The 26,512-nt window shown below is 66.3% G+C and carries 26 protein-coding genes and 3 pseudogenes; 28 read left to right on the top strand and 1 reads right to left on the bottom strand.

What is annotated here, in order from left to right; translation table 11 throughout:
* The first annotated feature begins 239 nt into the window (after window positions 1–239).
* From rpsP to OHS16_RS07665, 14 genes and pseudogenes are all read left to right on the top strand, one after another.
* Complete coding sequence (gene rpsP / locus OHS16_RS07730) at window positions 240–686, top strand: 30S ribosomal protein S16 (protein WP_328536433.1); 447 nt, start codon at window positions 240–242, stop codon at window positions 684–686.
* Window positions 687–688: 2 nt separating this feature from the next.
* Window positions 689–928, top strand: a complete 240-nt coding sequence (locus tag OHS16_RS07725) for an RNA-binding protein (RefSeq protein ID WP_007266827.1) — start codon at window positions 689–691, stop codon at window positions 926–928.
* 105 nt (window positions 929–1,033) lie between these two features.
* Window positions 1,034–1,579, top strand: a complete 546-nt coding sequence (gene rimM / locus OHS16_RS07720; protein ID WP_328536432.1) for a ribosome maturation factor RimM — start codon at window positions 1,034–1,036, stop codon at window positions 1,577–1,579.
* On the top strand, window positions 1,579–2,400 hold the full coding sequence (gene trmD, locus OHS16_RS07715; RefSeq protein WP_328536431.1) for a tRNA (guanosine(37)-N1)-methyltransferase TrmD: 822 nt from the start codon (window positions 1,579–1,581) through the stop codon (window positions 2,398–2,400). Before rimM ends, trmD begins: the two co-directional genes overlap by 1 nt.
* Window positions 2,401–2,530: 130 nt before the next feature.
* Window positions 2,531–2,881 carry a 50S ribosomal protein L19 gene (rplS, locus tag OHS16_RS07710; RefSeq protein WP_328536430.1) on the top strand — a complete coding sequence of 117 codons (351 nt, stop codon included), beginning with the start codon at window positions 2,531–2,533 and terminating at the stop codon, window positions 2,879–2,881.
* Between the two features lie 33 nt (window positions 2,882–2,914).
* Window positions 2,915–3,682, top strand: a complete 768-nt coding sequence (lepB, locus tag OHS16_RS07705; RefSeq protein WP_328536429.1) for a signal peptidase I — start codon at window positions 2,915–2,917, stop codon at window positions 3,680–3,682.
* Window positions 3,675–4,730 (top strand): annotated as a pseudogene (gene lepB / locus OHS16_RS07700) (signal peptidase I); the annotation flags it as partial. The gene lepB (OHS16_RS07705) and the pseudogene lepB (OHS16_RS07700), both read left to right, overlap by 8 nt.
* Complete coding sequence (gene lepB, locus OHS16_RS07695; protein WP_328540751.1) at window positions 4,651–5,592, top strand: signal peptidase I; 942 nt, start codon at window positions 4,651–4,653, stop codon at window positions 5,590–5,592. The pseudogene lepB (OHS16_RS07700) and the gene lepB (OHS16_RS07695), both read left to right, overlap by 80 nt.
* 46 nt (window positions 5,593–5,638) lie before the next feature.
* Complete coding sequence (gene lepB, locus OHS16_RS07690; protein ID WP_328536428.1) at window positions 5,639–6,385, top strand: signal peptidase I; 747 nt, start codon at window positions 5,639–5,641, stop codon at window positions 6,383–6,385.
* Complete coding sequence (locus OHS16_RS07685; protein WP_328536427.1) at window positions 6,375–6,911, top strand: NUDIX hydrolase; 537 nt, start codon at window positions 6,375–6,377, stop codon at window positions 6,909–6,911. Before lepB (OHS16_RS07690) ends, OHS16_RS07685 begins: the two co-directional genes overlap by 11 nt.
* 55 nt (window positions 6,912–6,966) lie before the next feature.
* Window positions 6,967–7,275 (top strand): DUF2469 domain-containing protein, encoded by a 309-nt coding sequence (locus OHS16_RS07680; protein WP_003965949.1) that lies wholly within the window; start codon window positions 6,967–6,969, stop codon window positions 7,273–7,275.
* Between the two features lie 84 nt (window positions 7,276–7,359).
* Entirely contained in the window at window positions 7,360–7,719 is a 360-nt protein-coding gene (locus OHS16_RS07675; RefSeq protein ID WP_328536426.1) for a YraN family protein, read from the top strand.
* Window positions 7,719–8,456: pseudogene (locus tag OHS16_RS07670) on the top strand (magnesium chelatase domain-containing protein); the annotation flags it as partial. The gene OHS16_RS07675 and the pseudogene OHS16_RS07670, both read left to right, overlap by 1 nt.
* 58 nt (window positions 8,457–8,514) lie before the next feature.
* Entirely contained in the window at window positions 8,515–10,086 is a 1,572-nt protein-coding gene (locus OHS16_RS07665) for a recombinase family protein (protein ID WP_328536425.1), read from the top strand.
* Between the two features lie 61 nt (window positions 10,087–10,147).
* Here the strand turns inward: OHS16_RS07665 and OHS16_RS07660 are convergent, their stop codons facing one another.
* Window positions 10,148–10,333 (bottom strand): hypothetical protein, encoded by a 186-nt coding sequence (locus OHS16_RS07660; protein ID WP_328536424.1) that lies wholly within the window; start codon window positions 10,331–10,333, stop codon window positions 10,148–10,150.
* A 141-nt stretch (window positions 10,334–10,474) separates the two neighbouring features.
* On the opposite strand from OHS16_RS07660, the gene OHS16_RS07655 reads away from it, so the two are divergent.
* The 14 genes and pseudogenes from OHS16_RS07655 (at window position 10,475) to OHS16_RS07595 (ending at window position 26,495) form a co-directional block, all read left to right on the top strand.
* Window positions 10,475–10,996, top strand: coding sequence for a hypothetical protein (locus OHS16_RS07655; RefSeq protein ID WP_328536423.1), 522 nt, complete (start codon window positions 10,475–10,477; stop codon window positions 10,994–10,996).
* A 1,579-nt stretch (window positions 10,997–12,575) separates the two neighbouring features.
* Entirely contained in the window at window positions 12,576–13,535 is a 960-nt protein-coding gene (locus tag OHS16_RS07650; RefSeq protein WP_328536422.1) for a hypothetical protein, read from the top strand.
* 26 nt (window positions 13,536–13,561) lie between these two features.
* Entirely contained in the window at window positions 13,562–13,921 is a 360-nt protein-coding gene (locus OHS16_RS07645) for a hypothetical protein (RefSeq protein ID WP_328536421.1), read from the top strand.
* A gap of 67 nt (window positions 13,922–13,988) precedes the next feature.
* Window positions 13,989–14,225, top strand: a complete 237-nt coding sequence (locus OHS16_RS07640) for a hypothetical protein (RefSeq protein WP_328536420.1) — start codon at window positions 13,989–13,991, stop codon at window positions 14,223–14,225.
* Between the two features lie 714 nt (window positions 14,226–14,939).
* On the top strand, window positions 14,940–15,176 hold the full coding sequence (locus OHS16_RS07635) for a hypothetical protein (RefSeq protein ID WP_328536419.1): 237 nt from the start codon (window positions 14,940–14,942) through the stop codon (window positions 15,174–15,176).
* 241 nt (window positions 15,177–15,417) lie between these two features.
* Entirely contained in the window at window positions 15,418–15,582 is a 165-nt protein-coding gene (locus OHS16_RS07630) for a hypothetical protein (RefSeq protein ID WP_328536418.1), read from the top strand.
* A gap of 337 nt (window positions 15,583–15,919) precedes the next feature.
* Window positions 15,920–20,485 carry a transglycosylase SLT domain-containing protein gene (locus OHS16_RS07625; protein WP_328536417.1) on the top strand — a complete coding sequence of 1,522 codons (4,566 nt, stop codon included), beginning with the start codon at window positions 15,920–15,922 and terminating at the stop codon, window positions 20,483–20,485.
* 121 nt (window positions 20,486–20,606) lie between these two features.
* Window positions 20,607–20,765 carry a hypothetical protein gene (locus tag OHS16_RS07620; protein WP_328536416.1) on the top strand — a complete coding sequence of 53 codons (159 nt, stop codon included), beginning with the start codon at window positions 20,607–20,609 and terminating at the stop codon, window positions 20,763–20,765.
* A 125-nt stretch (window positions 20,766–20,890) separates the two neighbouring features.
* Window positions 20,891–22,096, top strand: coding sequence for a helix-turn-helix domain-containing protein (locus tag OHS16_RS07615; protein ID WP_328536415.1), 1,206 nt, complete (start codon window positions 20,891–20,893; stop codon window positions 22,094–22,096).
* Window positions 22,097–22,396: 300 nt separating this feature from the next.
* On the top strand, window positions 22,397–22,624 hold the full coding sequence (locus OHS16_RS32095) for a DUF7848 domain-containing protein (protein WP_443042572.1): 228 nt from the start codon (window positions 22,397–22,399) through the stop codon (window positions 22,622–22,624).
* Window positions 22,625–22,749: 125 nt separating this feature from the next.
* Window positions 22,750–23,649: pseudogene (locus tag OHS16_RS07610) on the top strand (YifB family Mg chelatase-like AAA ATPase); the annotation flags it as partial.
* On the top strand, window positions 23,646–24,812 hold the full coding sequence (gene dprA / locus OHS16_RS07605; RefSeq protein WP_328536414.1) for a DNA-processing protein DprA: 1,167 nt from the start codon (window positions 23,646–23,648) through the stop codon (window positions 24,810–24,812). The pseudogene OHS16_RS07610 and the gene dprA, both read left to right, overlap by 4 nt.
* Window positions 24,813–25,031: 219 nt before the next feature.
* Window positions 25,032–25,868, top strand: a complete 837-nt coding sequence (gene whiG / locus OHS16_RS07600) for an RNA polymerase sigma factor WhiG (RefSeq protein ID WP_328536413.1) — start codon at window positions 25,032–25,034, stop codon at window positions 25,866–25,868.
* A 72-nt stretch (window positions 25,869–25,940) separates the two neighbouring features.
* A complete protein-coding gene (locus OHS16_RS07595; protein ID WP_328540750.1) occupies window positions 25,941–26,495 on the top strand; it encodes a TetR/AcrR family transcriptional regulator in 555 nt (184 codons plus the stop codon).
* Window positions 26,496–26,512: the final 17 nt, after the last annotated feature.

The following is a 26,512-nucleotide window of genomic DNA, read 5'->3' as shown; positions in this document are numbered from 1 at the left end:
CAGCAGGACCGTGCGACGCCTCCGGGCCCGGGCTCACGGAGCCCGGGGCCGCCGGACGGTGAAGCGGTGGCCGGTCACCGACTGCTGTGGACGTATGGCACAATGGACAGCTGTACTCGACGGCCGCACAGGAACCCTCTCGTCCTCCGGCTGACGCGTCCATCGGGCACCCGAGTACCGCAACCCCACGTGGCATCCCGTTGTGCCCAACCACGTCAAGACCAGGAGACACCACTTCCGTGGCAGTCAAGATCAAGCTGAAGCGTCTGGGCAAGATCCGTTCGCCTCACTACCGCATCGTCGTCGCCGACTCCCGTACCCGCCGTGATGGCCGGGCCATCGAGGAGATCGGCCTGTACCACCCGGTGCAGAACCCGTCGCGTATCGAGGTCAACTCGGAGCGTGCGCAGTACTGGCTGTCCGTCGGCGCCCAGCCGACCGAGCCCGTCATGGCGATCCTGAAGCTCACCGGTGACTGGCAGGCGCACAAGGGCCTTCCGGCCCCCGCGCCGCTGCTGCAGCCGGAGCCGAAGGTCGACAAGCGCGCCGCGTTCGAGGCTTTCGCCAAGTCCATCGAGGGCGACGAGCCGAAGGGTGAGGCCATCACCCCCAAGGCGAAGAAGGCCGAGAAGAAGGCGGACGAGGCGGCCCCGGCTGCTGAGTCCACCGAGCCGACCGAGGCCTGAGCATGCTCGAGGAGGCTCTCGAGCACCTCGTGAAGGGCATCGTCGACAACCCCGACGACGTGCAGGTCGCCTCGCGCAACCTGCGTCGCGGGCAGGTGCTGGAGGTTCGGGTGCATCCCGACGACCTCGGTAAGGTGATCGGCCGCAACGGCCGCACCGCGCGTGCCCTGCGCACCGTCGTAGGCGCCATCGGCGGCCGTGGCATCCGCGTCGACCTCGTCGACGTGGACCAGGTCCGCTGAGCAGAAGTTGAACACCGGCTCGGGCCGGGGAGGGCTTACGAGCCGTCCCCGGCCCGTAGTCGTCTACGCGGTCATGCCGTAGGCACACGACAGGAGTAAACACAGGTGCAGCTGGTAGTCGCGCGGATCGGCCGCGCCCATGGCATCAAGGGCGAAGTCACCGTCGAGGTACGCACGGACGAGCCGGAGCTGCGGCTCGGGCCCGGTGCCGTACTCGCCACCGAACCGGCGTCGGCGGGGCCTCTGACCATCGAAACCGGCCGGGTGCACAGCGGCCGGCTGCTGCTGCGCTTCGCGGGGGTCAAGGACCGCACCGGAGCGGAGGCCCTCCGTAACATCCTGCTGATCGCCGAGGTCGACCCGGAGCAGGCGCCGGAGGATCCCGATGAGTACTACGACCATCAGCTGATGGACCTCGACGTGGTGCTCGCCGACGGCACCGAGGTCGGCCGGATCACCGAGATCACCCATCTGCCCTCGCAGGACCTTTTCATCGTGGAGCGTCCGGACGGCAGCGAGGTCATGATCCCGTTCGTCGAGGAGATCGTCACATCGATCGACCTTCAGGAGCAGCGGGCCGTCATCGACCCGCCTCCCGGACTGATCGACGAGAGCCAGGCCGAGACCGTCTCCAGCAGGGACGAGGACTGATGCGGCTCGACGTCGTCACGATCTTTCCGGAGTACCTGGACCCACTGGACGTCTCGCTGGTGGGCAAGGCGCGCGCGCGTGGCCGGCTCGACGTGCATGTGCACGACCTGCGCGAGTGGACTCACGACCGGCACAACACGGTCGATGACACCCCGTACGGCGGAGGCCCCGGCATGGTCATGAAGACCGAGCCCTGGGGTGAGGCGCTGGACGACGTGCTCGCAGCCGGATACGAGGCGGGGGCCGGCGAGCCCGTGCTGGTCGTGCCCACCCCCAGCGGACGCCCCTTCACACAGCGGATCGCGGTCGAACTCTCCGAGCGCCCCTGGCTGATCTTCACCCCGGCCAGGTACGAGGGCATCGACCGGCGCGTCTTCGACGAGTACGCGACCCGGATGCCGGTGTACGAGCTCTCCATCGGGGACTATGTGCTGGCCGGCGGCGAGGCCGCAGTGCTGGTGATGACGGAGGCCGTGGCCCGGCTGCTGCCCGGCGTGCTCGGCAACGCCGAGTCCCATCGCGACGACTCCTTCGCGACCGGCGCCATGGCCGACCTCCTCGAAGGCCCGGTCTACACCAAGCCGCCCGAGTGGCGCGGCCGCGGAGTCCCGGACGTTCTGCTCAGCGGCCATCACGGCAAAATCGCCCGCTGGCGACGGGACGAGGCCTTCCGCCGCACGGACCTCAACAGGCCGGATCTGCTGGAACGCAGCGACCCCGCGTCGTTCGGCAAGAAGGACCGCGAGATGCTCTCCATCCTGGGCTGGAAGCAGGGGGACGGCGGACGATTTGGGCGAGAGCCCGGAGCCGTGGAAGAATAAGCCGCTGCTGTACGTCCGGCGTGCGCCCCTGCCACAGGGGGAACGACGACCGTCCGACGCGATCAGCTCCCGAACTCATCACAATGATTCCGTCGATGACCTGTGGCATCGGCGAAGAAAGCAGAAGATCATGTCCAGCCTGCTCAACGACGTCAACGCCGCATCCCTGCGGAGCGACCTTCCTGCCTTCCGCCCGGGTGACACCGTCAACGTTCACGTCCGCGTGATCGAGGGCAACCGCTCGCGTATCCAGCAGTTCAAGGGTGTAGTCATCCGCCGCCAGGGTGCGGGCGTCAGCGAGACCTTCACGGTCCGCAAGGTCTCCTTCTCCGTCGGCGTCGAGCGCACCTTCCCGGTGAACAGCCCGATCTTCGAGAAAATCGAGCTGGTCTCCCGCGGTGACGTCCGCCGCGCGAAGCTGTACTTCCTCCGTGAGCTGCGCGGCAAGGCCGCGAAGATCAAGGAGAAGCGCGACAACTGAGTCCACAGGGTGGCCGGATAAACTCTGGCCCCGATGGACACCGAAGCACAGCACATGGAGCGCGGCCTCTCTCCCGAACCGGACACGTCCGGTGAGGGCAAGGGGTCGCGCTCCATGCGTTTCGCCGCCTTCGCCGGGGGGCCGTGGCGCAGGGCAGGGCTGCTGGCCGTGGTCTGCGCCGTTTTCCTCCTGCTGCTGAGCCACTACGTGATGCAGCCGTTCCTGATCCCCAGCGGCTCCATGGAACCCACCCTCCGGGTGGGTGACCGGTTGCTGGTGAACAAATTGGCGTACCGTTTCGGCTCGGTGCCACGCCGTGGCGACGTCATCGTGTTCGACGGCACCGGATCCTTTGTGCAGCAGGCTCCGTCGCGGAACCCCGTCACCCACGCACTGCGCGGGGCGGCAGCGGCTCTGGGACTGGCCGAGCCCGCGGATACCGACTACATCAAGCGCGTGGTGGGAGTGGGTGGCGATCATGTGGTCTGCTGCGACAAGCGGGGGAGACTCGAAGTGAACGGTCGGCCGGTGCGCGAGGAGTATCTGTACCCGGGCAACCCTCCGTCGGAGGTGCCATTCGACATCGTCGTGCCCGACGGGACGCTCTGGGTCATGGGCGATCACCGGTCCCGTTCCAGCGACTCCCGTGACCACCTGGGCGAGCCGGGCGGCGGAACGGTCCCCTTGGACAGAGTCATCGGGCGGGCCGGCTGGATCGCCTGGCCGTTCGCCCACTGGTCATCGCTGCCCCCGGCCGGAGCCTTCGCGCAGGTGCCGGCAGCCGGTGGCTCGCATGGGTAACCGGGGGCGCACACGAACGGAACAGCTGGGCGACGAGAGGCTGCCCACGGGCACCCGGACGACGGGCGTGAGATCCCTGCCGACCCGCGCCGAGCGACGGAAACTCGCGCGCCGGGTCAAACGGCGGCGGCGCAGGTCGGCGGTGAAGGAGGTCCCGCTGCTGATCGTTGTGGCGCTGCTGATAGCCCTGGTGCTCAAGACCTTCCTGGTGCAGGCCTTCGTGATCCCCTCGGGCTCGATGGAAGAGACGATCCGGATCGGCGACCGGGTGCTGGTCGACAAGCTCACCCCCTGGTTCGGCTGGCAGCCGCACCGCGGTGATGTCGTGGTCTTCAAGGACCCCGGCCACTGGCTGCCGCCCGAGGAGCAGCAGACGGGCGACGATCCGGTCGGCGTCAAGCAGCTCAAGGAGGGACTCACCTTCATCGGGCTGCTGCCCTCGAACGACGAACAGGATCTGATCAAGCGGGTGATCGGTGTCGGCGGGGACACCGTGAAGTGCTGTGACACCAACGGCAGAGTCACCGTCAACGGCGTCCCCCTCGACGAGCCGTATCTGCATCCGGGGAATCCGCCGTCGAAGCTGAGGTTCGAGGTCAAGGTCCCGATCGGCAGGGTCTTCGTGATGGGAGACCACCGGTCCAATTCGGCCGACTCACGCTTCCATCTGAGCGAGGCCTTCCAGGGCACGGTGTCGGTGGACGGGGTGATCGGCCGTGCGGAGGTCATCGCCTGGCCCTTCAACCACTTCAGCCGCCTGGAGGAGCCGAAGACCTTCTCATCGGTGGCAGCCGGAACGGGTGGTGGCTCGGCGGTACCTGATGAGTCGAATAGTCTGGCTTTCCAGGATCGGCACGGAACCGGCCGGTTCCCGACTCCTGCGGAACTCCCGCTCGTTATGGGAGTGGTGGGCCTGCGCCTGGTACGGAGCAGGCGACAACACGGAGTGAGGAGTGGATGTGGGGGACGTGGCGGTCGGTGCGCGATCCGGACACGACGAGCCGGAGGACCGGCCCGGATCGCCCGTTGGTGGCACAGGGAACGAGGCCTCCGATGTCGGTGCGCCCGGCAGGTCCGGCGGACACGGCGGAGCCGGTGGCCCGGACGGGGACGGCGATGACCGGGACGGCCGGAGCGGCAGGAACAACAAGAACCAGCGTTCGTTCTGGAAGGAACTGCCGATCCTCATCGGCATCGCGCTGGTCCTCGCCCTGCTGATCAAGACCTTCCTGGTGCAGGCGTTCTCGATTCCCTCGGAGTCGATGCAGAACACCCTGCTGGTGGGAGACCGGGTCCTGGTCGACAAACTGACCCCGTGGTTCGGTGCCGAGCCGGAGCGCGGCGAGGTCGTGGTCTTCCACGATCCGGGCGGCTGGCTCGAGGGTGAGCCCACGCCGGATCCGAATGTGGCTCAGAAATTTCTCAGCTTCATCGGTCTGATGCCGTCGGCCAACGAGAAGGACCTGATCAAGCGGGTCATCGCGGTCGGCGGGGACACCGTGGAGTGCAAGAAGGGAGGGCCGGTCGTGGTCAATGGCAAGGCACTCTCCGAGAAGTCGTACATCTACCCGGGCAACACTCCCTGCGACGACCAGCCGTTCGGGCCGATCCACGTCCCGAAGGGCCGGATCTGGGTGATGGGTGACCATCGTCAGGATTCGCTTGACTCCCGGTACCACCAGAACCTGCCCGGCGGCGGCACCGTCTCCGTCAACAAGGTGGTCGGGCGGGCCTTCACGGTGGCCTGGCCCATCGACCGCTGGTCCTGGCTGGGCATCCCCGGAACCTTCGATCAGCCGGGCATCAGCGCCGCTGCGGCGATGGGTCCCGGAGCCCTCGGATTCGCCGGGGCACTGCCGATCGTGCTCCGTCGTAGGCAGAAGCTGTCCCGCAGGCGTACTGCCGGGTAAGGTGCCCTCCCAGATGTCGATCTCCGATGTGTGGGTGAACGCTGCGATGAGCGGAACAGTACGTACGAGCGATGGCCGCGGCCGGCTCGGCAACACGTTGTCGGGCCTGGCCGTGGCCATCGGCTGTGTGCTCTTTCTCGGCGGGTTCGCCTGGGGAGTGGTGGAGTACAAGCCGTACACCGTGCCGACGGACTCGATGACCCCGACCGTCAAGGTGGGGGACCGGGTCCTCGCGCAGCGAATAGACAGCAACGAGGTGCGCCGCGGCGACGTGGTGATCTTCAAGGACCCCCAGTGGGGCGACATGCCCATGGTGAAGCGGGTGGTCGGACTCGGCGGCGACGAGGTCGCCTGCTGCAACTCCCAGGGCCGGCTGACGGTGAACGGCAAGGGGATCGCCGAGCCGTATCTGCAGAACAATCCGCTGGCCAAGGGGCGTGCTTCGGCGACCAACTTCTCGTCGAAGGTGCCTGATGGGCAGTTGTTCGTGCTCGGCGACGAGCGCACCAACTCGATGGACTCACGAGTGCACCTCCAGGACGCCGAGCACGGTTCGGTACCGCTCTCGACGGTGTCCGCACGGGTGGATGCCATTGCCTGGCCGCTGCGCGGCGGGGTGATGGAGCGCCCGAAGGGTTTCGCCGCACTGCCGGGCGGTGTCTCCGAGCCCGGGCCGCTGAGGCTGGTGGTGGGGGCGATCCTGCTCGGTGTCGTGCTGATCCTCGGCGGCTCGCTCTACGGCCCCCTGGCGCGGGTAACGGGGCGGAAGAAGACTCTCGCCGGTGTCCGCTGACGAGCCAGGACAGCCGCCGGGCAGTCACCCCGTCTCTCTCCCCGGTGAGCTGCGCAAGGTTGCGCGGGTGATCCTTCTCGACCCGGACGACCGCATTCTTCTGATGAACGGGTTCGAGCCCGCTGATCCGTCGCGCACCTGGTGGTTCACACCGGGCGGTGGCGTGGAGGCGGGTGAGAGCCGCGAGGAGGCGGCGCTGCGTGAGGTGCGGGAGGAGACCGGCATCGCCGGTATCGACCTCGGCCCCGTGCTGTGGAAGCGGCTCTGCTCGTTCCCGTTCGACGGGCGGCGCTGGAATCAGGACGAATGGTACTTTCTCGCGCGAACCACCGAGACGGCGACCGTCATGGACGGCCTGACGAGCCTGGAACAGCGCAGTGTCGCGGGGCTGAGGTGGTGGACCTCCGCCGAACTGTCCGCAGCGCGTGAGACGGTGTATCCGACCAGGCTCGCCGGGCTGCTCCGCACGCTGCTCGACGAGGGTCCCCCGGCTGCACCGGTGGTCCTGACCCCGGAAATCGCCTAGGGGCGTACGGGACCGGAGCACAATGGGGGGACGCGCGGCTGAAGGGGAACATGCCATGAGTGCCGAGGACCTCGAGAAGTACGAGACCGAGATGGAGCTGAAGCTCTACCGGGAGTACCGCGACGTCGTCGGTTTGTTCAAATACGTGATCGAGACCGAGCGACGTTTCTATCTCACCAACGACTATGAGATGCAAGTGCACTCGGTACAGGGCGAGGTCTTCTTCGAGGTCTCGATGGCAGATGCCTGGGTCTGGGACATGTACAGACCGGCCAGGTTCGTGAAGCAGGTCCGCGTGCTCACGTTCAAGGACGTGAACATCGAAGAGCTCAACAAGAGCGACCTCGAGCTTCCGGGTGGCTGAGTTGTCCACAACCGACGGGTAGTCCACCAAGATCCACGGGGCGGGAGTTCAGGCGTCACTGTCGGTACCGGAGGTGGTGCCGAAATGAACGCACGGGGGGCACTCGGGCGGTACGGCGAAGGACTGGCGGCACGGAAGCTGGCCGAGGCCGGAATGACCGTCGTCGAGCGGAACTGGCGCTGCAGGGCGGGCGAGATCGACATCGTCGCGTGGGACGGCGACGCGCTGGTCGTCTGTGAGGTGAAAACCCGCAGGGACGGTCGCTTCGAGCACCCGATGGCGGCAGTCACACCGATCAAGGCGGAGCGGCTCAGACATCTCGCCCAGCGCTGGGTCGACAGTCACGGTGGTCCACCGCCGGGCGGTGTCCGCATCGACCTGGTCGGGGTATTGCTGCCGAACCGCGGGGCGCCGCTGGTCGAGCACGCGCGGGGGGTGGCCTGATGGGCTTCGCCCGTGCGTGCTCGGTGGCGCTATTGGGCGTCGACGGTGTGGTGGTGGAGGTCCAGGCCGATCTGGAGCCGGGCGTAGCCGCCTTCACGCTGGTGGGTCTGCCGGACAAGAGCCTGGTGGAGAGCCGGGACCGGGTCAGGGCCGCCGTGGTCAACTCCGGAGCCGAATGGCCGCAGAAGAAACTCACCGTCGGACTGAGCCCGGCCTCCGTGCCCAAGAGCGGAAGCGGCTTCGACCTCGCCGTGGCCTGCGCGGTGCTGGGCGCAGCCGAGCGGATCCCGCCCGGCGAGATCGCCGACCTGGTACTCATCGGCGAGCTGGGACTCGACGGCCGGGTCAGGCCGGTGCGCGGAATCCTGCCTGCCGTGCTGGCGGCGGCGGAGGCGGGGTACCGCCAGGTCGTGGTGCCCGAACAGACCGTGGGGGAGGCCGCCCTGGTGCCGGGAATCTCGGTCCTGGGGGTGAGGAGCCTGGGGCAGCTCATCGCCGTACTGACCGGTGAACCGGTTCCCGGCGACGAGGCGCCGGTGGACGGCCGACCGGATTCCATACTGGCCGGACTGATGCTGCCGGGCGCTGGTACGGGCGCCGGCCTTGCCGCGTCCGGCCTGCACGGCCAAGGCCCCGACCTGGCCGACGTGGCCGGGCAGCAGGCCGCCCGCACCGCACTCGAGATCGCGGCGACGGGCGCCCATCACCTGCTGCTGCACGGGCCGCCAGGAGGGGGTACATACTGAACGAGACAGGGGAGGGGTATTGCTACCCGAGCAGCGATCAGACGCGCTTGTGGCGAAGTACGAGGCGGGGTGGGGGAAGCCCCAGGTCAACGGGCGGCTACGCGCGGCCGTCATGACGAGACTGTCCCGCGACGCAGAGGACTCCACAAGCATCGCGACGCAGGAAGACGACGGCCGCACACTCGCACGCCTGCGTAACTGGGATGTCGTCCTAGTGACCTATGACGTAGGTGTGTCCGGCTCCATCCGACCGGATGACCGTCCGGGGTTCGGCGTGATCCTTTCCGAGCTGCACCATATCGACGTCGTCATTGCGCGCAGCATCGACAGATTCACCCGCCAAACCAGCCACTTTGCGGGGCTCGTCGAAACGTTGGACACGGGCGGTACGACGCTCGTCGACGTACAGGGGCAGGTAGACCTGACGAGCCCTTACGGGCGCTTCGTGACCACCATCATGGTTGCCTTCGCGCAGATGGAGCGCGAGTTGATCCAGGGGCGCATCCTGCGCTCACGGGTGGAGCTCCGACGTGCGGGCCGGTGGCTCGGAGGCGCTGCGCCTTACGGCTTTCGGATCGTTCCCGATGGAGCGGGGGGCAAGCGGCTGGAGGTCGAACCGGATACCGCAGAGGTACTCCGGGAGGTGGTCCGGCGCGTCAGCGCAGGTGTCACCCTGTCGAGTGAAGCTGACAGGCTCAACCGGACAGGCGTGCTGTCTCCCCAGGATCAGCGCCGTGCCGCCCGGGGGGCTCTTCCGCCCCCTGCTCCGGGCTACGCGAAGTGGACCTACTCAGCGCTGCACACGCACCTACGAAGTGAAGTACTCCGCGGTATCCGGGTAGTGGGCAAGCGGTCTGACCGGCGGGCCGTCAGGGATGCCACAGGAGCGCCCGTAAGGGTAGGCCCCGCGCTACTCACCGACGAGGAATGGTTCTCGCTTCAGCGTGCGTTGGATGCGGCAGCCGTTGACCCACGCCGGCCCCGTCGTAAAGCTACGTTGCTCCTTCATGTCGCTTGGTGCCCGCGCTGCGACGAAGGGATGTACTACAACACCCGTGTCTATGGGGAGCGGGACGCCAGCATCTACTCATGCAGGGCAGCCAAGGAACCGACGGTTCGTGAGTCGGGCATCTGTCCCGGCGTGACGATCTCCGCTGGGAAGCTGGAATCGCTCGTAGAGGAATGGCTACTGACGAAGCTCGGAGCGTTCCAGTTCACTGAGCGGGTCCGTGTGGGCGGGTCGGGCGACCGATCCGGGGCAATGGCTGAGCTGAACGCCGATATCGAAGAGCTGGCGGCGTCGCTTGTCGGCCTGCGTGGCGCTGCGAAGGCTGCGGTACTGACGCAGCTCAACTCCCGGCAGGAAGCCTTGGAGGAACTGTCTGCGGAACCCGTTGTGCGGGACCGGTGGGAGTGGGTCCCGACGGGGCGCACCGTGGCGGAGGAGTGGGCAGCGCGTGACGTCGCAGAGCGGCGGCTGTTGCTGCTCTCTCTTGACGTCAGGGCCGACGTAGGGCCGTCCACTCGCCGGCAATGGGAGCCCGAACGCGTCGAGATTGACCGCAGGATTGATCCAGAGCTAGACGCGCTGGAGGACGTGACCGCTCAGGAAGCCCTGTAGCCCTTCTGACGTCACAGCAGAGCCCCCACTGGCCATCCGGTGGGGGCTCCGTCGTTGGCGCTCAGTGCGCCGCTGGTGGCCGCTCAGGCAGCGTTGCACCCGCCCGCCTGACGTAGTACTCCATGAACCGTCGAAGCACTGCTGATCGGTCGCTGCCGGCCGTCATGGTGGCGGTGTCGAAGTCACGCCATAGCTCGTCGTCGATGCCGCGGAGTCCGCGCACAGGGTGCTTGTGTTGGTTGGCCATGACGTCAGCTTGCCAGGGTGGTTGACCACCCCGCAAGTGTGTGTCACTCTTCAGGTGGTCAACCACCCAACGGCGGACACAACGAAGGCCCCGCGGATCTTGGCAGAGCACGGGGCCGACGTCAGAACTTCAGGAGTCATCATGGCAGACGTCATCACCACCCCCGCAAGCGTTCTGCTCGTCGGCCCCGTCGCCACCGACGTGGAGCGGGACGACCTGCGATCGCTCGGGTTCGATTTGTGCGATCAGCTTGGATGCGCGGTCACCATCGCTACACATGACGCGCTCTCGGTGCTCGACTTCGCGGCCGTATGCGTGGCCGGTCCCACCCTGGACGACGCGAACCTTCCGAACATGGACCCGGTAGCCCTGACGCTCTCAGCGGAGGCCGTAGCCTACGGCGTCCCGACGTTCGCCCCGCAGGGCGTGTGTCTGACGGCATGCTGTGAGGCATGCGGCCAGGTGCAGACGATAGCCACCGTCAGAAACGAGCGCGGAGAGGTGTTCTGCGCCGACTGCCGGGGGGAAGCGGCCGGCTGCGCGTGGTGCTTCGAGGACTGCATCACGGAGCCCGCGGACGTCGACGGAACCTGGCAGCCGCTGTGCGGACCGTGTGGGGTGCAGACGCAGGAGGTTGTGCGCGCCATGCGTGCAGCTGTGTAGTGACGCGTAGTGATCAAGGGCCATTCCTGGAGCGTCAGGGGTGGCCCTTCGTGCTGTCCTGACGTCTCGCGGGGGCTGGACAAACTCCGGCCAGTTTGACACTGCCCATGTCCGTTACGGGGCTATTGCCGGGTTGGTGTCGTCGGCCTCCCCCGCCTCCGCCGGACGCTGGTCCAATTGGCCGGTCAGAATGCATGGGGTCTGAGCTGGGGTTATGCCCAAGCTGGTCCAATTGACCCCCATCTGGGAAACCTTCTTCACCCGTGACTCCTAAGAAGTCTTGTAGAGGGGTCGTAATTTGACACTCTGGCCAGACTGCCCTTCCCGACGTCGAAGAGCGCCGAGGCGGGGGGCGGAGGAGGGCTCTGACGGAGGCTGGCGGCAGGACGGCGCTCCACGGCCCCCTGTGGCGCCTCTGAGCCCGTTCCGGTAGTTGGAGACACTGAACCCCCGCTAGGCCGTTAGAGAGCCGCACAGAGCCGCAAGCCCTCACGAGCCGTCGGAAGCGGGGAAACGATCACAGAGCGTGTGCGCTGACGGCAGCGGGGCCCGTGTCGACGTTCACGGGCGATCCGAAGGCGACGGGTGGCAGAGGATTGTCACTTACGGTAGCCGTGACAAGAGTCAGTGAGTGTGCTAATTGCGCGGGCGTTAGTCGACGCCCGTTCCCGACGTGTACAGGTCAAGAATCTCACGATGCGGATGCTTTTGGCAATGTTATGGCAAAGGAACTGAGGCTATTGTCTGCTATAACACGCTACGTGCATCACACCCCCCCGATAACTCAAGTGAACCCCTTTGTTTTTCCGCCTCTCGTCGCACTCGCTCGACCGCAACCGGCGACTCGGGGGCGGAACGGGAGGACGGCCGAGACGGCCCTGAGAGGCCGTCTGAGGCGATTGTGCGTCGATATGGACCCCGGGGGCCACGCGGGGCTACAGGGCCGCACACAGGCGCTCAGAGCCGTTCTGACCGGAGCCACTGAAAACCCGGCATATCGGGCACTGAACGAGTGAATTCGTCACGCAAAGTGACACCCCTAAAGCTGCGTCGGCGCTGGTCCTCTCCCACCCGCCGGCGCATCGCCGTGCGGCAGCGTCGAGCACGTCAACGAGTAGCCAGCGTTCCTCTCCTCCGTGGGGTCGCTCGTCAACGAGGCTCCGCTACCGCACGGCGTCAGACTTCGGGCCCCGCCGGGGGTCTCTTTCATTTACCCGCATCAGCGCGAAAGCGAGACTGAACGGAGAACGCCCATGAGCGACGTAGAGATACCCCGTAATGCATGCCGCAGCTGCCACAGGATATTGGCGCTCAATGTGGCGAACTTCCATAGAGACAGCGGTAACGCTTCGGGTCTCAAGAGGCAGTGTCGATCTTGTGCCAACGCGGAGGCTCGGAAGAGATACGAGGCGAGGGCCGAGAGCGTGTGCCAGCGCCTGCGAGAGCGGCGCATTCAACGCTCCGCGTACTTCGAGACGCAGCCACAATGGGGCGCAGCCTGAGCGGCATACAGAGCTTTCCACCTAGGGCCATGACGACGTGTCAGGCCCTTTCTTCATGCCCATGAGAGGGAAACGAAATGCGCGAAGTAACCAACCCGGAAGAGGTGGCGGCACTCGCCACCGTCCCGGAGATTGACCGCACAGTGAAGCTCCACGCCGACGCGAAGGAGCGTTTCCGCAAGCACCCTGCCGGCGTCGCTCCCGACGTCGCGCGGAACGCCGTGATCGACGATGCGGTGAACTCCTTCACTGCGGAGGGCGCCTGGCCGAAGGACGTCGGCACGAAGGCCGCGAAGGCGTACGCCGACGCGCAGGTGTGGGAGGCGGAACGACTCGCCCTGAACAAGGCCGTCGATGTGACGGAGCACCTGGCGGACGACTCCCGCGAGATGTACGCGCCTGACGCGCTCAAGTACCTGGGAACGCGATTGGCGACGGTCCTGGAGGCCGCACGGAAGGACGCTGACAAGCTCGGTGACGTCCAGTCGGCAGACCAGGCCATCACAGCCGGAGGCGACGCGCTGAAGGCATGGAGCACCCTCCAGGGGCTCACAACTGAGTACCGCAACATCAAGGCCGCTCAGTGGGAGTTCCTCGCGCCCGTCATGCGGCGTGGCGAGATGGCAGGCACTCACGCAGAGCGTGCCCAGCTTCGACACTGGCGGGGAGCAGGCTACGGCCATCTTCAGGGCAGCTTGGATGACGTGCCGCCCGATGTGCTCGAAGCGCTGAGGACCGAGCGATACACCGTGGCGGCCCTCGCCCACGTCGCACGCATCGGAACTGGCTGGGTCCCGCAGTCCTTCGACGATCTGAAGGCGGAGGTAGAGAGCGCAACCGCCGTGCCCGTCTGGAGTGACCAGGGGTTGATGACGCGCGACATGTCGCCTTACGTCGTCGAGATCCGCGCGCCGCGTCCCGCGGCTGTGTACCCGCATTCGACTAGCCCCGCCCTTGACGACAGCCAGCCCCGCCCGGCGGCACCGAAGCCCACGGGAACGGTCTCTGACGCGGACCCGACCGCGTGGCGCTACTGACGTCCTAACAACGAGAGGCATGAACCATGACTGACCCCACCACTGAGCAGATCGCCGCCGGCGCTGTCCACGGCTTCACTCCAGCCCAATCCGCCGCACTCTGCGGCACCACGCTTGACGAGCTGCTGGCGGACGCCGAGGCGTTGCGCCTGGCGTTCCCCACTCCTGCCGCTGAGTCGCAGCCGGGCTTCCGGCCGTCGGACATGTCCGTTGGAGGCGCGCGGGGAGTTGACGTCGGCAGCGAAGGCGGTACCCCGCTCGCCAAGGGCGCCGCTCTGTACAACGAGAGGCACGGACTGAACCCGGACGGCACGAAGCCGGAGAAGGCGCCACGCACAGGCACCCCCGGGCAGCCGTTTGCAGAGCTCACTTACAGCTTCCGCTGACGTACCCCCGCACTACCGGGGAGGCGTCAACAGGCGTCGCCCTAGCCCTACTTGAGAGGCACAACAGATGAGTAACGACTACCAGAACGCAATCAACGCCCGAGCGCTCAGCCTCGTGAGCGCTGACGTGATCGTGCGGACGACCAACGGCGTTGACCTGGCCGGCACCTTGACGAGTGTCACCCGGGAAACCGTCGGGTGGCCGTCAGGCTCCGTCGGTCCGATCGTCTCGTTCAACGTGACGGACGCGGACGACAAGCTGTGGACCATCGACCCCAGCGCCGTGCTCGCCATAGCCGGCTGACCGAGCAGCATTGACGTGGTGTCACGTGCGGCTGCTAGCTCTCCTGACACCACGTGGTGCCTCCTGTAGTGCGCCCCGTGGGAGGACGGCAGACTGGCGGCCAGGCGTGACAGTGAGGCTCGTTAGCGCGCTCGCTTGCTCGTCGCTTCGACGTAGTGAAGATCGTCGACGACTCATGATCGCTCTTGAGTTCTGAGCTCAATCGATCATGAGGGAATGATCACCGTGGGCGGCCGGCGAGCGCACGCACGGCGTCGGCCCGGTCGTGATCGTCCCCGCCGGCGCAAGCCTCTGGCCTGCGCATAACCCACCCCCTGAACCCCGATGGGTCAGCATCCTGACCGTAAGCCTGCTTGGCGTCGCTGTTCGTACAAGTCTGGGACTTCAGCCTGAGAGCCCTCAAGGGGCCCCGTGGGGCCCCCTGGAGACCCGTCTGACGTACTCCGGCAGCTACGACGGGACGGATCGCGCCGGCGAGACGATCAAGCGGCAGGTGGAAGCGGCCCCGGAAGTGTGACATTCAAGCGCAGGTAAAGTCGCAGGTCAAGCGCGGTATTACCGTTTTCAGATTCCATGCACCGCCCGGCAACCGCCCGGCGGTGCTTTGACGTGCTCAAGGGAGACCACATGCCATACGCCAAACCACGTCCCATCTGCCCGCGCGACGGGTGCAAGCTGCCTCGATGGTTCACGCGAGATGCCAAGGGACGTCAGGTGTTCACCGACTGGTGCTCCGCATGGTGCCGCCACTGGGATTCCGCCGCCAAGCTTGCAGCCCACAATGGGGACGAGCGACAGGCGTCTACGCTGGAAAAGGCGGCAACCATCCTCGACACGCGAAAGTCGGGCGGTGATCCGGTACAGGGTATCCAGATCGTCGACGGGACTAAGTGGATTGTCCACACCGACGAGCGCGCGTCGAAGATGCGGCACCGCCGGAGTGCCCGGTGAATGCCCAACACCCAAACGCCGAGTAGCTACCGCCGTTTAGCTTGACGTAATCCTGCAACACCACCGTAGCCCCCGCCGTTCCGGCGTTGGGGCTATTCGTCGTTCCGTAGAGAGGACAAACGCCATGGAGAACGGTGCAACATGCAGTAGGCCCGGCTGCAACCTGCCCCGCGGAACTCGCATCGGCCCCAACGCGGTAACCATTCCGCGCACGACGTGCAGTCACTCTTGCGTTGTATGGATGGCCAGAGCTAGGGAGGCGCTCAAGACGGAGGACGTCAAGGAAGCCGCGGAACTCCTGCGGCTCGTGGAAAAGCTCGACGCTCGCACCGACGCCCGGCAAATCGTTCCGGGACTGTACGCACGAAAGGGCGGAAGAGCCGCTCTGCGGGCACGCGAGTCCTGAGAGGCAGCAACACCACCCAACCCCACTGAGAGCCCCGTAACGGCGCCGTTACGGGGCTCTACGCATGCCCTGGAGGGCAAATGAACCAACCCGACTACCAATGCGCGCGAGACGGCTGTGAGTTCGTCGCTGAACTCGTGCTGATCGCCGGCTGTGCGCTCCCAACGACCTATTGTGGTGACGGCTGCCGGGATTACGCCTGGCTCGCACGCGGACTGGCCGGCTCGCCGCTTTCGCCGGAAGTGGCGGAGTCCATAGCCACTCTAGCGGCCCTTGGACGCCTGCTAGACGGACGCAGACACCCGGCTGAAATCGGCGCATTGCTCGGTGGTGAGTGATGGCCGACGTAGACATCGTAGGCGGTGCAGCCGTTGACGTCGTTCCCGTAATCCCGCAGTTCCACAACAAGCTGAAGGCTCAAGTTCTCCCCGTTGCGGATCGCGTTGGCGAGGAGGCAGGACGACGAATGGGGGAAATGATCTCCCGCCACGTCGTTGTGGCCATCCCAGACGCCATAAACCGCGGAGGAAACGCCGGCCAACAGGCTGCGCGAAAGCAGGGTGACGACGCCGGAGGCGCGTTTAGCCGTAGCCTTCGCGACAAGCTGACAGCAGCGTTCAAAGCAATGCCGAAGCTGAATGTGCGGCTCGGTGACACAGGGGTAAACGCTGAGCTGGATCGCATCAGAGCCAAGCTCGAAACGCTCTCTCAGAAGCGCATCGGTATCGACGTTGACGCCGGAGTGGCGGAGGCGGAGATCACTCGCCTTGAAGAGCAGCTGCGACGGCTCGGCGCTGAGCATCCGAACGTACAAGTCAGGGCCGACACAGCGACTGCCCGTGCAGCTCTGGCAGAGATCCGCGCGGAGATCGCATCCGTTGACGCGGACGACCCGACGATCCGCGTCAAGGCCGACACAGCCGGCGCCTCGTCGGCACTCATGGCGCTCGGAATCCAGGCAGCGGCTCTCACCGCCATTCCAGCTATCCCCGTAGCACTTGCCGGGCTCGGAGGAATCGCGTCGATGGCTACAGCTGCGGGCGCCGGCCTCGGTGCACTGGCACTGGCTGGCATCCCGGCGGTGAAGGGTGTAACCGAGGCTCTGAAGGCGAAGACTGCCGCGCAGGCGGACGACACCACGTCGACGAACGGCAACGCCAACGCCGCCAGGCAGGCCGCGCAGAAGGCCATTCAGATGGCTGGCGCACAGGCGACGCTGACAACCGCACACCGCAACGCAGCGCGCTCCATCGCGCAGGCCAACGAGCAGGTGGCCACGTCTGAGCGGACACTGGCACAGGCAGTACAGCGCGCGGCTGACCAGAAGATCACGTCAGCCGAGTCGGTCTCACGCGCTGAGCGCACGCTGGCCGACGCGCAGAGGGCGGCTCGCCAGGCTGAGACAGACCTCACCACAGCGCGCAAGGATGCCGCGGAGCAGCTCCGCTCGCTGAACGACCAGCTGAATGACGGGCTCCTGTCCCAGCGTGATGCCACCCTCCGCGTTCAGGAGGCGCAGGCTGAACTGAAGGCGACGATCGCGGATCCGAAGTCGACTCGACTTCAGATCGAACGCGCGAAGCTGGCGGCCGATCAGGCTCTCCAGAACGCCCACGAGCAGAAGCAGAGCTACGCCGAGCTCCAGAAGTCCGCGGCTGCGCAGCAGAAGGCAGGCATTGACGGTAACGCCGGCGTCGTCCGGGCCACGCAGGGTGTGGCGGACGCGCAGCGGAACGTCAAGGACCAGGCGCAGGCAGTGGCCGACGCGCAGCGGGAGGCTTCCCGCGCACAGCAGGCAGCCGCGCAGGCGGTGGCCGACGCTCAGCGTGGCGTGTCCGACGCTGTGAAGTCCGCGGCCAACGCGCAGGTGTCCGCAAACGAGTCCATCGCATCCGCGGAGCGGGGCCTGGCGTCTGCTCGCCTGTCGGGGAACTCAGCGACCGCGAAGACTGTCACCAAGGCCGACGAGCTGCGTAAGGCGCTCGCGCAGCTGACGCCCGAACAGAAGGACTTGTACGACTCGATTGCCGGCCCCAAGGGTCTGAAGGGCGCGTTCAGCGACTGGTCGAAGTCACTTCAGCCGGAGACGCTTCCGCTCTTCACGCGCGGAGTGAACTCGGCGAAGGACGCACTGCCCTCTCTGACGCCGCTCGTAAAGGGCGCGGCTGACGCGGTAGGAGTCCTCTGGGACAAGGCGTCGAAGAACGTCAAGACGCCGTTCTGGCAGGGCTTCAAGAAGGACATAGACAAGAGCGTAAAGCCAGCCATTCTCGGACTGGGGACGGCGTTCGGCAACATCATCACGGGTATCGCCGGGATCATCGATGCGTTCCTTCCGCACATGGATGGGATCGTTGACCGGTCCGACAAGATCACGGGCCGCTTCGCGAAGTGGGGAAAGAGCCTGAAGGGCTCACCCGACTTTGAGAAGTTCCTGGGGTATGTGAAGGCGAACGCTCCAGGTCTCGCGTCGTTCATAGGCGGCGTATTGCGTGCTGCCTTGGATCTCTCCAAGGCCATCGCACCGCTGTCACAGACCATGTTCAAGGTGCTTAAGCCACTCCTTGACGCGATCTCGTGGATAGCGGTCCACATGCCTGGCGCCGTTCAGCTCTTGTGGGGTATGTACGCTGCGATGAACGCGACCAAGCTTGCCACGATCGCGTTTACCGGGATCATGGTCGCTTATCGCGCCGGAATGGTTCTGGCTACGCTCCTGACGGAAGGGTGGACTGCCGCAGTTGTTGCGTCGAACCTAGCGTTCGAAGCTAACCCCATCGTTGCAATCATCACAATCATCGTGGCTGCGTTGGCACTTGTTGCGGCCGGCGTCATCTACGCCTATAAGCACTTCGGCTGGTTCCATGACGCGGTAAACGCGGCGTGGGACGGCATCAAGATCGCAACCCTATTCCTCTGGAATCAGGTCCTTAAGCCTACGTTCGACGCCATCGTGTGGGCGGTAAAGGGAACAGGCGACGCAGCCATGTGGCTCTGGCAAAACGCCATCACGCCAGCATTTCACGGGATCGAAAAAGCCGTAAAGGCAGTCGGCGACGCAGCCATGTGGCTCTGGAACAACGGCATCAAACCGGCGTTCGACTTCATCAACAAGGCCATACAGATCCTGGTCACGGCACTGCTGGTGGTCCTGATCGCGCCGGCAATCCTGGCGTTCAAGCTCCTGGCATACACCGCTAAGCTCCTCTGGAACGACGGCATCAAGCCGGTGTTCGGGTGGATCGGGGACAAGGCGAAATGGCTGTACGACAAGGCCATAAAGCCGCAATTCAAGGCCATCCACGACACAATTCACAACGTCGGGGACGCTGCTAAGTGGCTCTACAACAAGGCCATCGAACCGGCTTTTGGCTGGATAGCAGACAAGGCTAAGTGGCTTTGGGACAAGGGTGTAAAGCCGCAGTTCAAGGCGCTGAAAGATGGCGTCCACGCTGTCGGTGACGCAGCCAAGTGGCTCTGGGAAAAGGCCATTTCTCCGGCCTTCGATTACATAGCCGACGGGGCGAAGTGGCTGTACAACAAGGGTATCAAGCCGCAATTCAAGTTCATAAAGGATGCAATCTCGTCCCTGTCGGACAGCTTCGATACGGGCCGCAAGAACATCAAAAAGGCTTGGGACCAGATCTCCGGCATTGCCAAAGCACCCGTGAAGTTCATAATCGACCACGTGTACAACGCCGCCATTGTCCCGCTGTGGAACCACGTAGCGGACATCACCGGCGCCAAACACCTGAACGATTTGAAGCTGAAGGGGTACGCCACTGGTGGTGTGATTCCCGGCTACACCCCGGGGCGCGATAACCAAATCATCGCCGTGGGCGGTGGTGAGGCAATCATGCGTCCGGAGGTCACGCGCGCAGTTGGCGCCGGCCGAATCCACGCACTCAATGCCGCAGCTCGTGGTGGCGGAGTCGCGGGAGTTCAGCGCGCAATCAGCGCCGGAATGCCCGCCTTCGCTGACGGCGGTATCGTCGGGTGGCTGAAGTCCGTAGGTGGTAAGGCAGGCGATATCGCCTCCGACGTCGCAGGCTACTTGGACCCGATGAAGCTATTCGGCAAGGTTCTGAAGTCGGTGAAGTCCATCGCGAAGCCGATCGAAATCAATCCGTGGGCGAAGCAGATAACGGCTATGCCCGTGAAGATGATCGGTGACTTGAAGGAAAAGGCGCTGAGCTCCATCGGATTCGGCGACGGCCCGTCGGAAGGCGGGGGTAACGGAGGATCCGGCGTACAGCGCTGGAAGTCGGTTGTCCTTCAGGCGCTCTCCATGCTGCACCAGTCGCCGGCGTGGCTGGACACCGTCCTCCGACGGATGAACCAAGAGTCGGGCGGTAACCCGCGCGCCATCAACAATTGGGACATCAACGCTCAGCACGGGGATCCGTCAAGGGGACTCATGCAGACGATCGGCTCGACGTTCAACGCCTACGCGGGACAGCTGCGGGGCCGCGGGATCTATGACCCGCTCGCGAACGTCTACGCCGGTCTGAACTACGCGATTCACCGGTACGGAAGCCTCTCGGCGCTCAATCGACCGGGCGGCTATGCCTCCGGAGGCTTCCCGGGCGTCGGAGAGCTTGCATGGGTGGGCGAAAACGGCCCAGAGCTCGTCAGGTTCCTCTCTCCCGCTCAGGTCTACTCCCACGGCGACTCCATGAACATCGTCGCCAACGGGATGGGAAGCGGAGGCGGCAGTCACGCGTACACGGCTAGCCAGTACGACGACATGCGTGCGTCGAAGAGTGGCGCCGTGGCTCCGAACATCGTGGTCCAGTCGCACACGTATCTCGGGACATCTGAGATCACGGACATTCTTGACCATCGCATCGAAATTCATGACTCGGCAGCCGCTGGCGATCTGAACACTGGTCGCCGCATCTGACGCACACTCCGGCCGCTCTGCCGACATGGAAGAGCGGCCTACTCACACATCTGTACCCGCCCTGTACGGAGCCGACATGGAGCCGTACAGGGCTCCCGCATGCCCGACGAGAGGAAACCCCATGAACGACTACAGCAAGCCCGCCAAAAGCCAGCCCATCAAGTGCCCGCAGTGTGGATCCGACGTGGAGCAGACCCCGGGAGCGGGACGAGTGCGCCAGTTCTGCACTCCGTGGCACGGCCGGCAGTGGCGCAAGCGTATGTCCGGCTGGGCACTCTGACGGCTGGCGTCGCTTTGTGAATCATGTCGGCTCATGAGCGGATAGAGCAGACATTGCGCCCCATCGGTCGGATAGGGGCTGACGGATCGACACCTACATGGTGGCGTCGGCGTACCGTCTACAGGGTGAGCGAGCATTTGGGCGACAAGCTGAGCCGTCTTCGGCGCCTGGCAGACCTGACACAAGAGGGTCTAGCGGACCGGGCCGAGGTGTCCGTTGACGTCGTGCGCAAGCTGGAACAGAAGCGGAAGAGCTCTGCTCGCCTGCCCACGCTTCACGCGCTGGCCAAGGGGCTCGGTGTTGAGCTCACAACGCTGCTCGGTGATCCGCCCGGCGTGCCGTCGACGGGGGAGGCAGACCCTCCCCAGTTGGTAGCCATGCGTCGGGCTATCCATCCGCTCATGTTCGCCCCTCCAGAGGAACCTGACGGGGCGGAGGTACTGACGCCTTCGCTCCTCCGGGCAGAGATCGCCGATGCATGGTCGATGTACCACTCAGCGGAGTTTCCGCAGCTGCTCAACCTGCTACCTGGGATCCTCGCTGACGCCCGACTCACGGCGTCGCAGGAGCACTCAGAGGGTCAGGCTGCGCTGGGTAAGGCATTCCAGCTTGCCGGGCACCTGAGCATCCGTCTCGGCAAGCTTGATCTTGCTCTAGCGGCTCTGGAGCGGGCCATAGCTGCCGCGGAAGCCTCCGGGGATCCTCTGCTGGTCCCGATGATCTGTAACTCCCTGGCGTGGGCCTACCAACGCTCCAACCGCCTTGACGATGCCACGAGCATTGCTTTGCATGCGGCTGACGGCATGGAGCGGGACGGGCTCACCGAAGGCGCATCGGGGCTGCGGGTGTGGGGCGGGCTGACGATGTCTGCCGCTACGTCGTACGCCCGTCAGGATGACTACGAGCACGCAGACAAGATGATGCGGGCAGCCGAAGAGGCCGCTGGACGCTTGGCAAAGATGCCGCCCCCGGAGGGTGACGGACGGCTGTTGTCGGTCTTCAGTAAGTCTTCCGTCCGTATCGAACGGGTCCGCCTGGCGGTCCAGCATGAGCGGCCGGCGGAGGCGCTGGAGCTCGCCAAAGGTATGCGCCTGGCGAAGGACACCCCGCCATCGTGGCGCACGTGGCTGCTCCTTGACGTCGCACGGGCTCACACCGACCTAGGGAACGCCGAGGGCGCCGTGAAGACGCTGGAGTCCCTTCGACGTGTCGCACCCACGTGGATGCGTCAGCACACTCTCGCGGTGGCCATCGTCAGCGATCTCTGGGAGTTGCCTTCCCGTCCGGCCGGCTTGCGGCCAATCGCAGAGTTCCTTGGCGTCGCCAATTAGCGTGACAGAAGTAGGCCGTTCCGTCCCTGTGGTGCGCTGACGAGTCGCGGAACGCTGGAGCCATCGACGGACCAGCGGAGGAGCGGAAATGGCGTACAGAAGCACGACGCAGGGGGACCCGGTCCAGTTAGGCGACCCGACCGAGCCGCCCAATGCGTTCCCGGGCTGCGACGTCTGTGCAGCGCTCCTGAAGCAGTGGCGCATGGCGTCAGCACCGACCAGTCCCGCGCACGACGTCTCTCACGCGACTGACTTGGCCGTGGAGATCAGCCGGCACCCGCACAAGAGGGCGGTACGGTCATGAGCCGATCCATCGTCCGGTTCGTCGACCACACAATCACGCACGCTCCAGAAGGCGGCGTCACCTTCGAAGCTTTCTGCGCAGCCTATCGCTGTGAGGCTGCGTCAGGCGCCTTCGGAGAGCAGACCGACGCGCTTGACTGGTGCCTGCGCCACACCGGATCTACAGGGCACACGATCTTCCGACGTGTCGTCACCGACCATGCGCGGGTGACGCGCTCCGAGTAACCCGCGCTCCATGAGCCCCGGCTCGTCCGCTTCCCCGTGCGGATGGGTCGGGGTTCTCGCATGCCAGTCGCCCCTCTATATACGAGCGAAACACTCGTCGAGTCGCGTGTACCCTTCACTAAGTACCCTCTGGGGCGGGGAAGACCATGCTGGCGGAGCGACTGCCGGCCATCCTGCCGCCGTTGACCCGGCGCGAAGCACTCGAGGTGACAGCGGTGCACTCGGTGGCAGGCATTCTGCCGCCGGGAGAGCCACTGGTCAGGACGGCTCCCTACTGCGCTCCGCACCATTCGGCAACCATGCAGTCGCTCGTCGGCGGAGGCAACGGGCTGCCCCGGCCGGGGGCGGTCTCACTGGCGCACCGGGGCGTGCTCTTCCTCGACGAGGCACCGGAGTTCTCGGGCCGGGCCCTTGACGCTCTGCGCCAGCCGCTCGAATCGGGGCATGTGGTGGTGGCACGCAGCGCCGGGGTGGTGCGGCTGCCGGCCCGCTTCCTCATGGTGCTGGCAGCCAACCCGTGTCCCTGTGGGCGGCACTCTCTGCGCGGGGCCTTGTGCGAATGCCCTCCGTCGGTGGTCAGGCGCTATCAGGCGCGGCTTTCCGGGCCGCTCGTCGACCGGGTGGACCTGCGGGTCCAGGTCGAGCCGGTCAGCCGGTCGGACCTGATGGGGCAGTGCGGCGCGGACCAGTCCACCGCGGCTGTCGCCGCCCGTGTCCAGGAGGGCAGGGAACGGGCGGCCGCCCGGCTGGCGGGGACGCCCTGGAGCACCAACAGTGAGGTGCCGGGCCACGTACTGCGGACCCGCTGGGTGACCGCTCCGGGTGCGCTGGGCGCGGCTGAGCGGGACATGGAGCGCGGACTGCTCACCGCCCGCGGCCTCGACCGGGTATTGCGGGTGGCCTGGACGGTGGCCGATCTGGCCGGCCATGACCGCCCGGATGATCGAGATGTGGCGCTCGCCCTGCAACTGCGGACCGGTGTGGACCGCGGCGCGTCGGTATCGGCGCGGGGCGGTGCGCGATGACCGGTGACGGGCGGGAAGCAGAGCGGACTGCCCGCGCTGCCCTCACCCGGGTGATCGAGCCGGGTGACGAGCACGGCGGCCGCTGGCTGCGCGAGTTCGGGGCGGTGGAGCTGTGGCGGAGGCTTCGCTCGGCGGCGGCCGGGCCGGAAGCGCTGTCCGGGGCAAGCCGGCAGCGGATCGGCGGATACCGGCTGCGGGCAGCCACAGCAGATCCGGACCGGGACCTCACGGCGGCAGAGGGTGCCGGGGGCCGGTTCATCTGCCCCGGTGATGAGGAGTGGCCCAGCCAGCTGGACGATCTGGGGGACGCCGGGCCGCTGGGGCTGTGGGTTCGTGGTCCGTCCCATCTGCGGATATGGGCTCTGCGTTCGGTAGCGGTGGTGGGCGCCCGGGCCTGTACCGCCTACGGCGCGCACATGGCGGCGAGCCTGAGCTCGGGGCTCGCCGAACGCGGCTGGGTCGTGGTGTCCGGTGCTGCGTTCGGAATCGACGGCGCGGCCCATCGCGGAGCCCTGGCCGCGGGTGGGGCCACGATCGCCGTACTGGCCTGCGGCGTCGACACGGTATATCCGCGTGGCCACACGGAGCTGATCGGCCGGATCGCCGAGCAGGGGCTGCTCGTCAGCGAGTTGCCGCCGGGGGACCATCCGACTCGAAGCCGCTTCATTCTCCGGAACCGGGTGATCGCCGCGCTGACGAGAGGGACGGTCGTGGTCGAGGCCGAGTACCGCAGCGGTTCGCTGGCCACCGCGCGCCATGCGCTGAAGCTGGGCCGTTTCACCATGGGGGTCCCCGGCCCGGTCACCAGCGGGCTCTCCGCCGGAGTACATGAACTGCTGCGCGGGGAGGGCGTTCTGGTCACCGATGCCGCCGAAGTCGTCGAACTGGTGGGTGGCATCGGGGATCTCGCACCGGTCAGATCCGGCCCCCTACTGGCCAGGGACCTGCTCGATCCCGTGGCCGCGCGGGTGTTGGAGGCGCTGCCGGGGCGTGGCGCAGCCGAGGGCCGTGACATCGCCCGAGAGGCGGGTACGACGGCCGATGAAGCCCTCGCCAGGCTGTACGAACTCCACTCGTTGGGGTTTGTTGAACGGCGAAGTGCCGGCTGGCAGTTGGTATCAGGCGCGACACAGACCGCTGACGCCCGGCGAGGCGGTGCTTGACCTGGGGCAATCGGGTGAAAAGGTGATGTCGCGGGCCCCGCTGGGTCCTTCGTCAGCACCCACCCGGTGCCGTTCGAGGGAGGCCGTCGCGGGGGTGCGATGACCTTACGATTGCACGCCGCGATTCTCCAGTCACGCTACGCTCACGAGGAATTCGGCTCAGGAATCGGCTCGGAATCACGTCCCACGCAGTCCCACTAGAACGGCTCAAGGCAACGCATGCCCCAGCACACGTCCGGGTCTGACCGCGCGGCAGCACCTCCCGCTGCACGTGGCCAAATGCGGCCCGCCGCACCGTCGACGCTCGATGAGCTGTGGCGGTCGTACAAAGCCACGGGCGACAAACGACTGCGCGAACAACTGATCCTGCACTACTCCCCCCTGGTGAAGTACGTGGCCGGGCGGGTCAGCGTGGGGCTGCCCCCCAATGTCGAGCAGGCGGACTTCGTCTCATCCGGGGTTTTCGGGCTGATCGACGCGATCGAGAAGTTCGATATCGAACGGGCGATCAAGTTCGAGACCTACGCGATCACTCGGATCCGCGGCGCGATGATCGACGAGCTGCGCGCTCTCGACTGGATTCCGCGCTCGGTCCGGCAGAAGGCACGCGCCGTCGAGCGTGCCTACGCGACGCTGGAGGCCAGATTCCGGCGTACTCCCTCCGAGAGCGAGGTGGCCGCGGAGATGGGCATCGCGGTCGAAGAACTGCACGCCGTCTTCAGCCAGCTGTCGCTGGCGAATGTGGTCGCCCTGGACGAGCTGCTGCACGTCGGCGGGGAGGGCGGCGACCGGCTCAGTCTGATGGACACCCTGGAGGACACCGCAGCGGACAATCCGGTCGAGCTGGCCGAGGGCCGCGAGCTGCGCAGACTGCTGGCCCGCGCCATCAACACCCTCCCGGAGCGCGAGAAGACCGTGGTGACTCTGTACTACTACGAGGGGCTCACTCTGGCCGAGATCGGTCATGTCCTCGGGGTCACCGAGAGCCGGGTCAGCCAGATCCACACCAAGTCGGTTCTGCAGCTCAGGGCCAAGCTGGCCGACGTCGGCCGGTGACCTGAAGCTGAATCGTCCCTGCGCGCGCGGTTTCCGTAAAGTGGGGGCGTGCCCAGGATTCGAGCGGCCTCGGTGGCCGAGCACCGGACCATGCAGCGCGGCGCCCTGCTGGACGCAGCCCGCACCCTGCTCTCCGACGGCGGCACGGAGGCGCTGACCTTCCCCGCTCTTGCCGAGCGCACCGGTCTGGCGCGCTCCTCCGTCTATGAGTACTTCCGTTCCCGCGCCGCCGTGGTGGAAGAGCTCTGCGCCGTCGACTTCCCGGTCTGGGCGGCCGAGATCGAGGCTGCGATGGAGCACGCCGGCACCCCTGAGGGCAAGGTCGAGGCGTACGTGCGCCGGCAGCTGGTACTCGTCGGTGATCAGCGGCACCGGGCGGTGGTCGCCATCTCCGCGAGCGAGCTCGACGCGGGCGCCCGCGAGAAGATCCGGGCCGCGCACGGCGGTCTGGTCGCGATGATCGTGGCCGCGCTCGAAGCACTGCGCCATGAGCAGCCACTGATGGCGGCGATGCTGCTCCAGGGCGTGGTGGACGCGGCAGTCCGGCGTATCGAACTGGGGGCGGAGGACCCCCGTGCCGTGGCCGATGCCGCCGTCGCGATGGCGCTGCGGGGCGTTCGGGGCTGACGCGGCCGCGGCAGGTC

This window comes from Streptomyces sp. NBC_00344 (genome assembly GCF_036088315.1).
Taxonomy (GTDB): domain Bacteria; phylum Actinomycetota; class Actinomycetes; order Streptomycetales; family Streptomycetaceae; genus Streptomyces.
This window is presented reverse-complemented; position numbering and strand designations above follow the sequence as displayed.

Excerpts from the sequence above, each read along its gene's own strand:
- OHS16_RS07655 (WP_328536423.1), top strand. The coding sequence starts at position 10,475 with ATGGCAGACGTCATCACCACCCCCGCAAGCGTTCTGCTCGTCGGCCCC.
- OHS16_RS07630 (WP_328536418.1), top strand. The coding sequence starts at position 15,418 with ATGGCCAGAGCTAGGGAGGCGCTCAAGACGGAGGACGTCAAGGAAGCC.
- OHS16_RS07645 (WP_328536421.1), top strand. The coding sequence starts at position 13,562 with ATGACTGACCCCACCACTGAGCAGATCGCCGCCGGCGCTGTCCACGGC.
- OHS16_RS07640 (WP_328536420.1), top strand. The coding sequence starts at position 13,989 with ATGAGTAACGACTACCAGAACGCAATCAACGCCCGAGCGCTCAGCCTC.
- OHS16_RS07675 (WP_328536426.1), top strand. The coding sequence starts at position 7,360 with ATGAACGCACGGGGGGCACTCGGGCGGTACGGCGAAGGACTGGCGGCA.
- dprA (WP_328536414.1), top strand. The coding sequence starts at position 23,646 with ATGACCGGTGACGGGCGGGAAGCAGAGCGGACTGCCCGCGCTGCCCTC.
- OHS16_RS07660 (WP_328536424.1), bottom strand. The coding sequence starts at position 10,333 with ATGGCCAACCAACACAAGCACCCTGTGCGCGGACTCCGCGGCATCGAC.
- OHS16_RS32095 (WP_443042572.1), top strand. The coding sequence starts at position 22,397 with ATGAGCCGATCCATCGTCCGGTTCGTCGACCACACAATCACGCACGCT.
- OHS16_RS07680 (WP_003965949.1), top strand. The coding sequence starts at position 6,967 with ATGAGTGCCGAGGACCTCGAGAAGTACGAGACCGAGATGGAGCTGAAG.
- lepB (WP_328536429.1), top strand. The coding sequence starts at position 2,915 with ATGGACACCGAAGCACAGCACATGGAGCGCGGCCTCTCTCCCGAACCG.
- OHS16_RS07725 (WP_007266827.1), top strand. The coding sequence starts at position 689 with ATGCTCGAGGAGGCTCTCGAGCACCTCGTGAAGGGCATCGTCGACAAC.
- rplS (WP_328536430.1), top strand. The coding sequence starts at position 2,531 with ATGTCCAGCCTGCTCAACGACGTCAACGCCGCATCCCTGCGGAGCGAC.
- OHS16_RS07625 (WP_328536417.1), top strand. The coding sequence starts at position 15,920 with ATGGCCGACGTAGACATCGTAGGCGGTGCAGCCGTTGACGTCGTTCCC.
- lepB (WP_328536428.1), top strand. The coding sequence starts at position 5,639 with ATGAGCGGAACAGTACGTACGAGCGATGGCCGCGGCCGGCTCGGCAAC.
- OHS16_RS07650 (WP_328536422.1), top strand. The coding sequence starts at position 12,576 with ATGCGCGAAGTAACCAACCCGGAAGAGGTGGCGGCACTCGCCACCGTC.
- OHS16_RS07620 (WP_328536416.1), top strand. The coding sequence starts at position 20,607 with ATGAACGACTACAGCAAGCCCGCCAAAAGCCAGCCCATCAAGTGCCCG.
- trmD (WP_328536431.1), top strand. The coding sequence starts at position 1,579 with ATGCGGCTCGACGTCGTCACGATCTTTCCGGAGTACCTGGACCCACTG.
- whiG (WP_328536413.1), top strand. The coding sequence starts at position 25,032 with ATGCCCCAGCACACGTCCGGGTCTGACCGCGCGGCAGCACCTCCCGCT.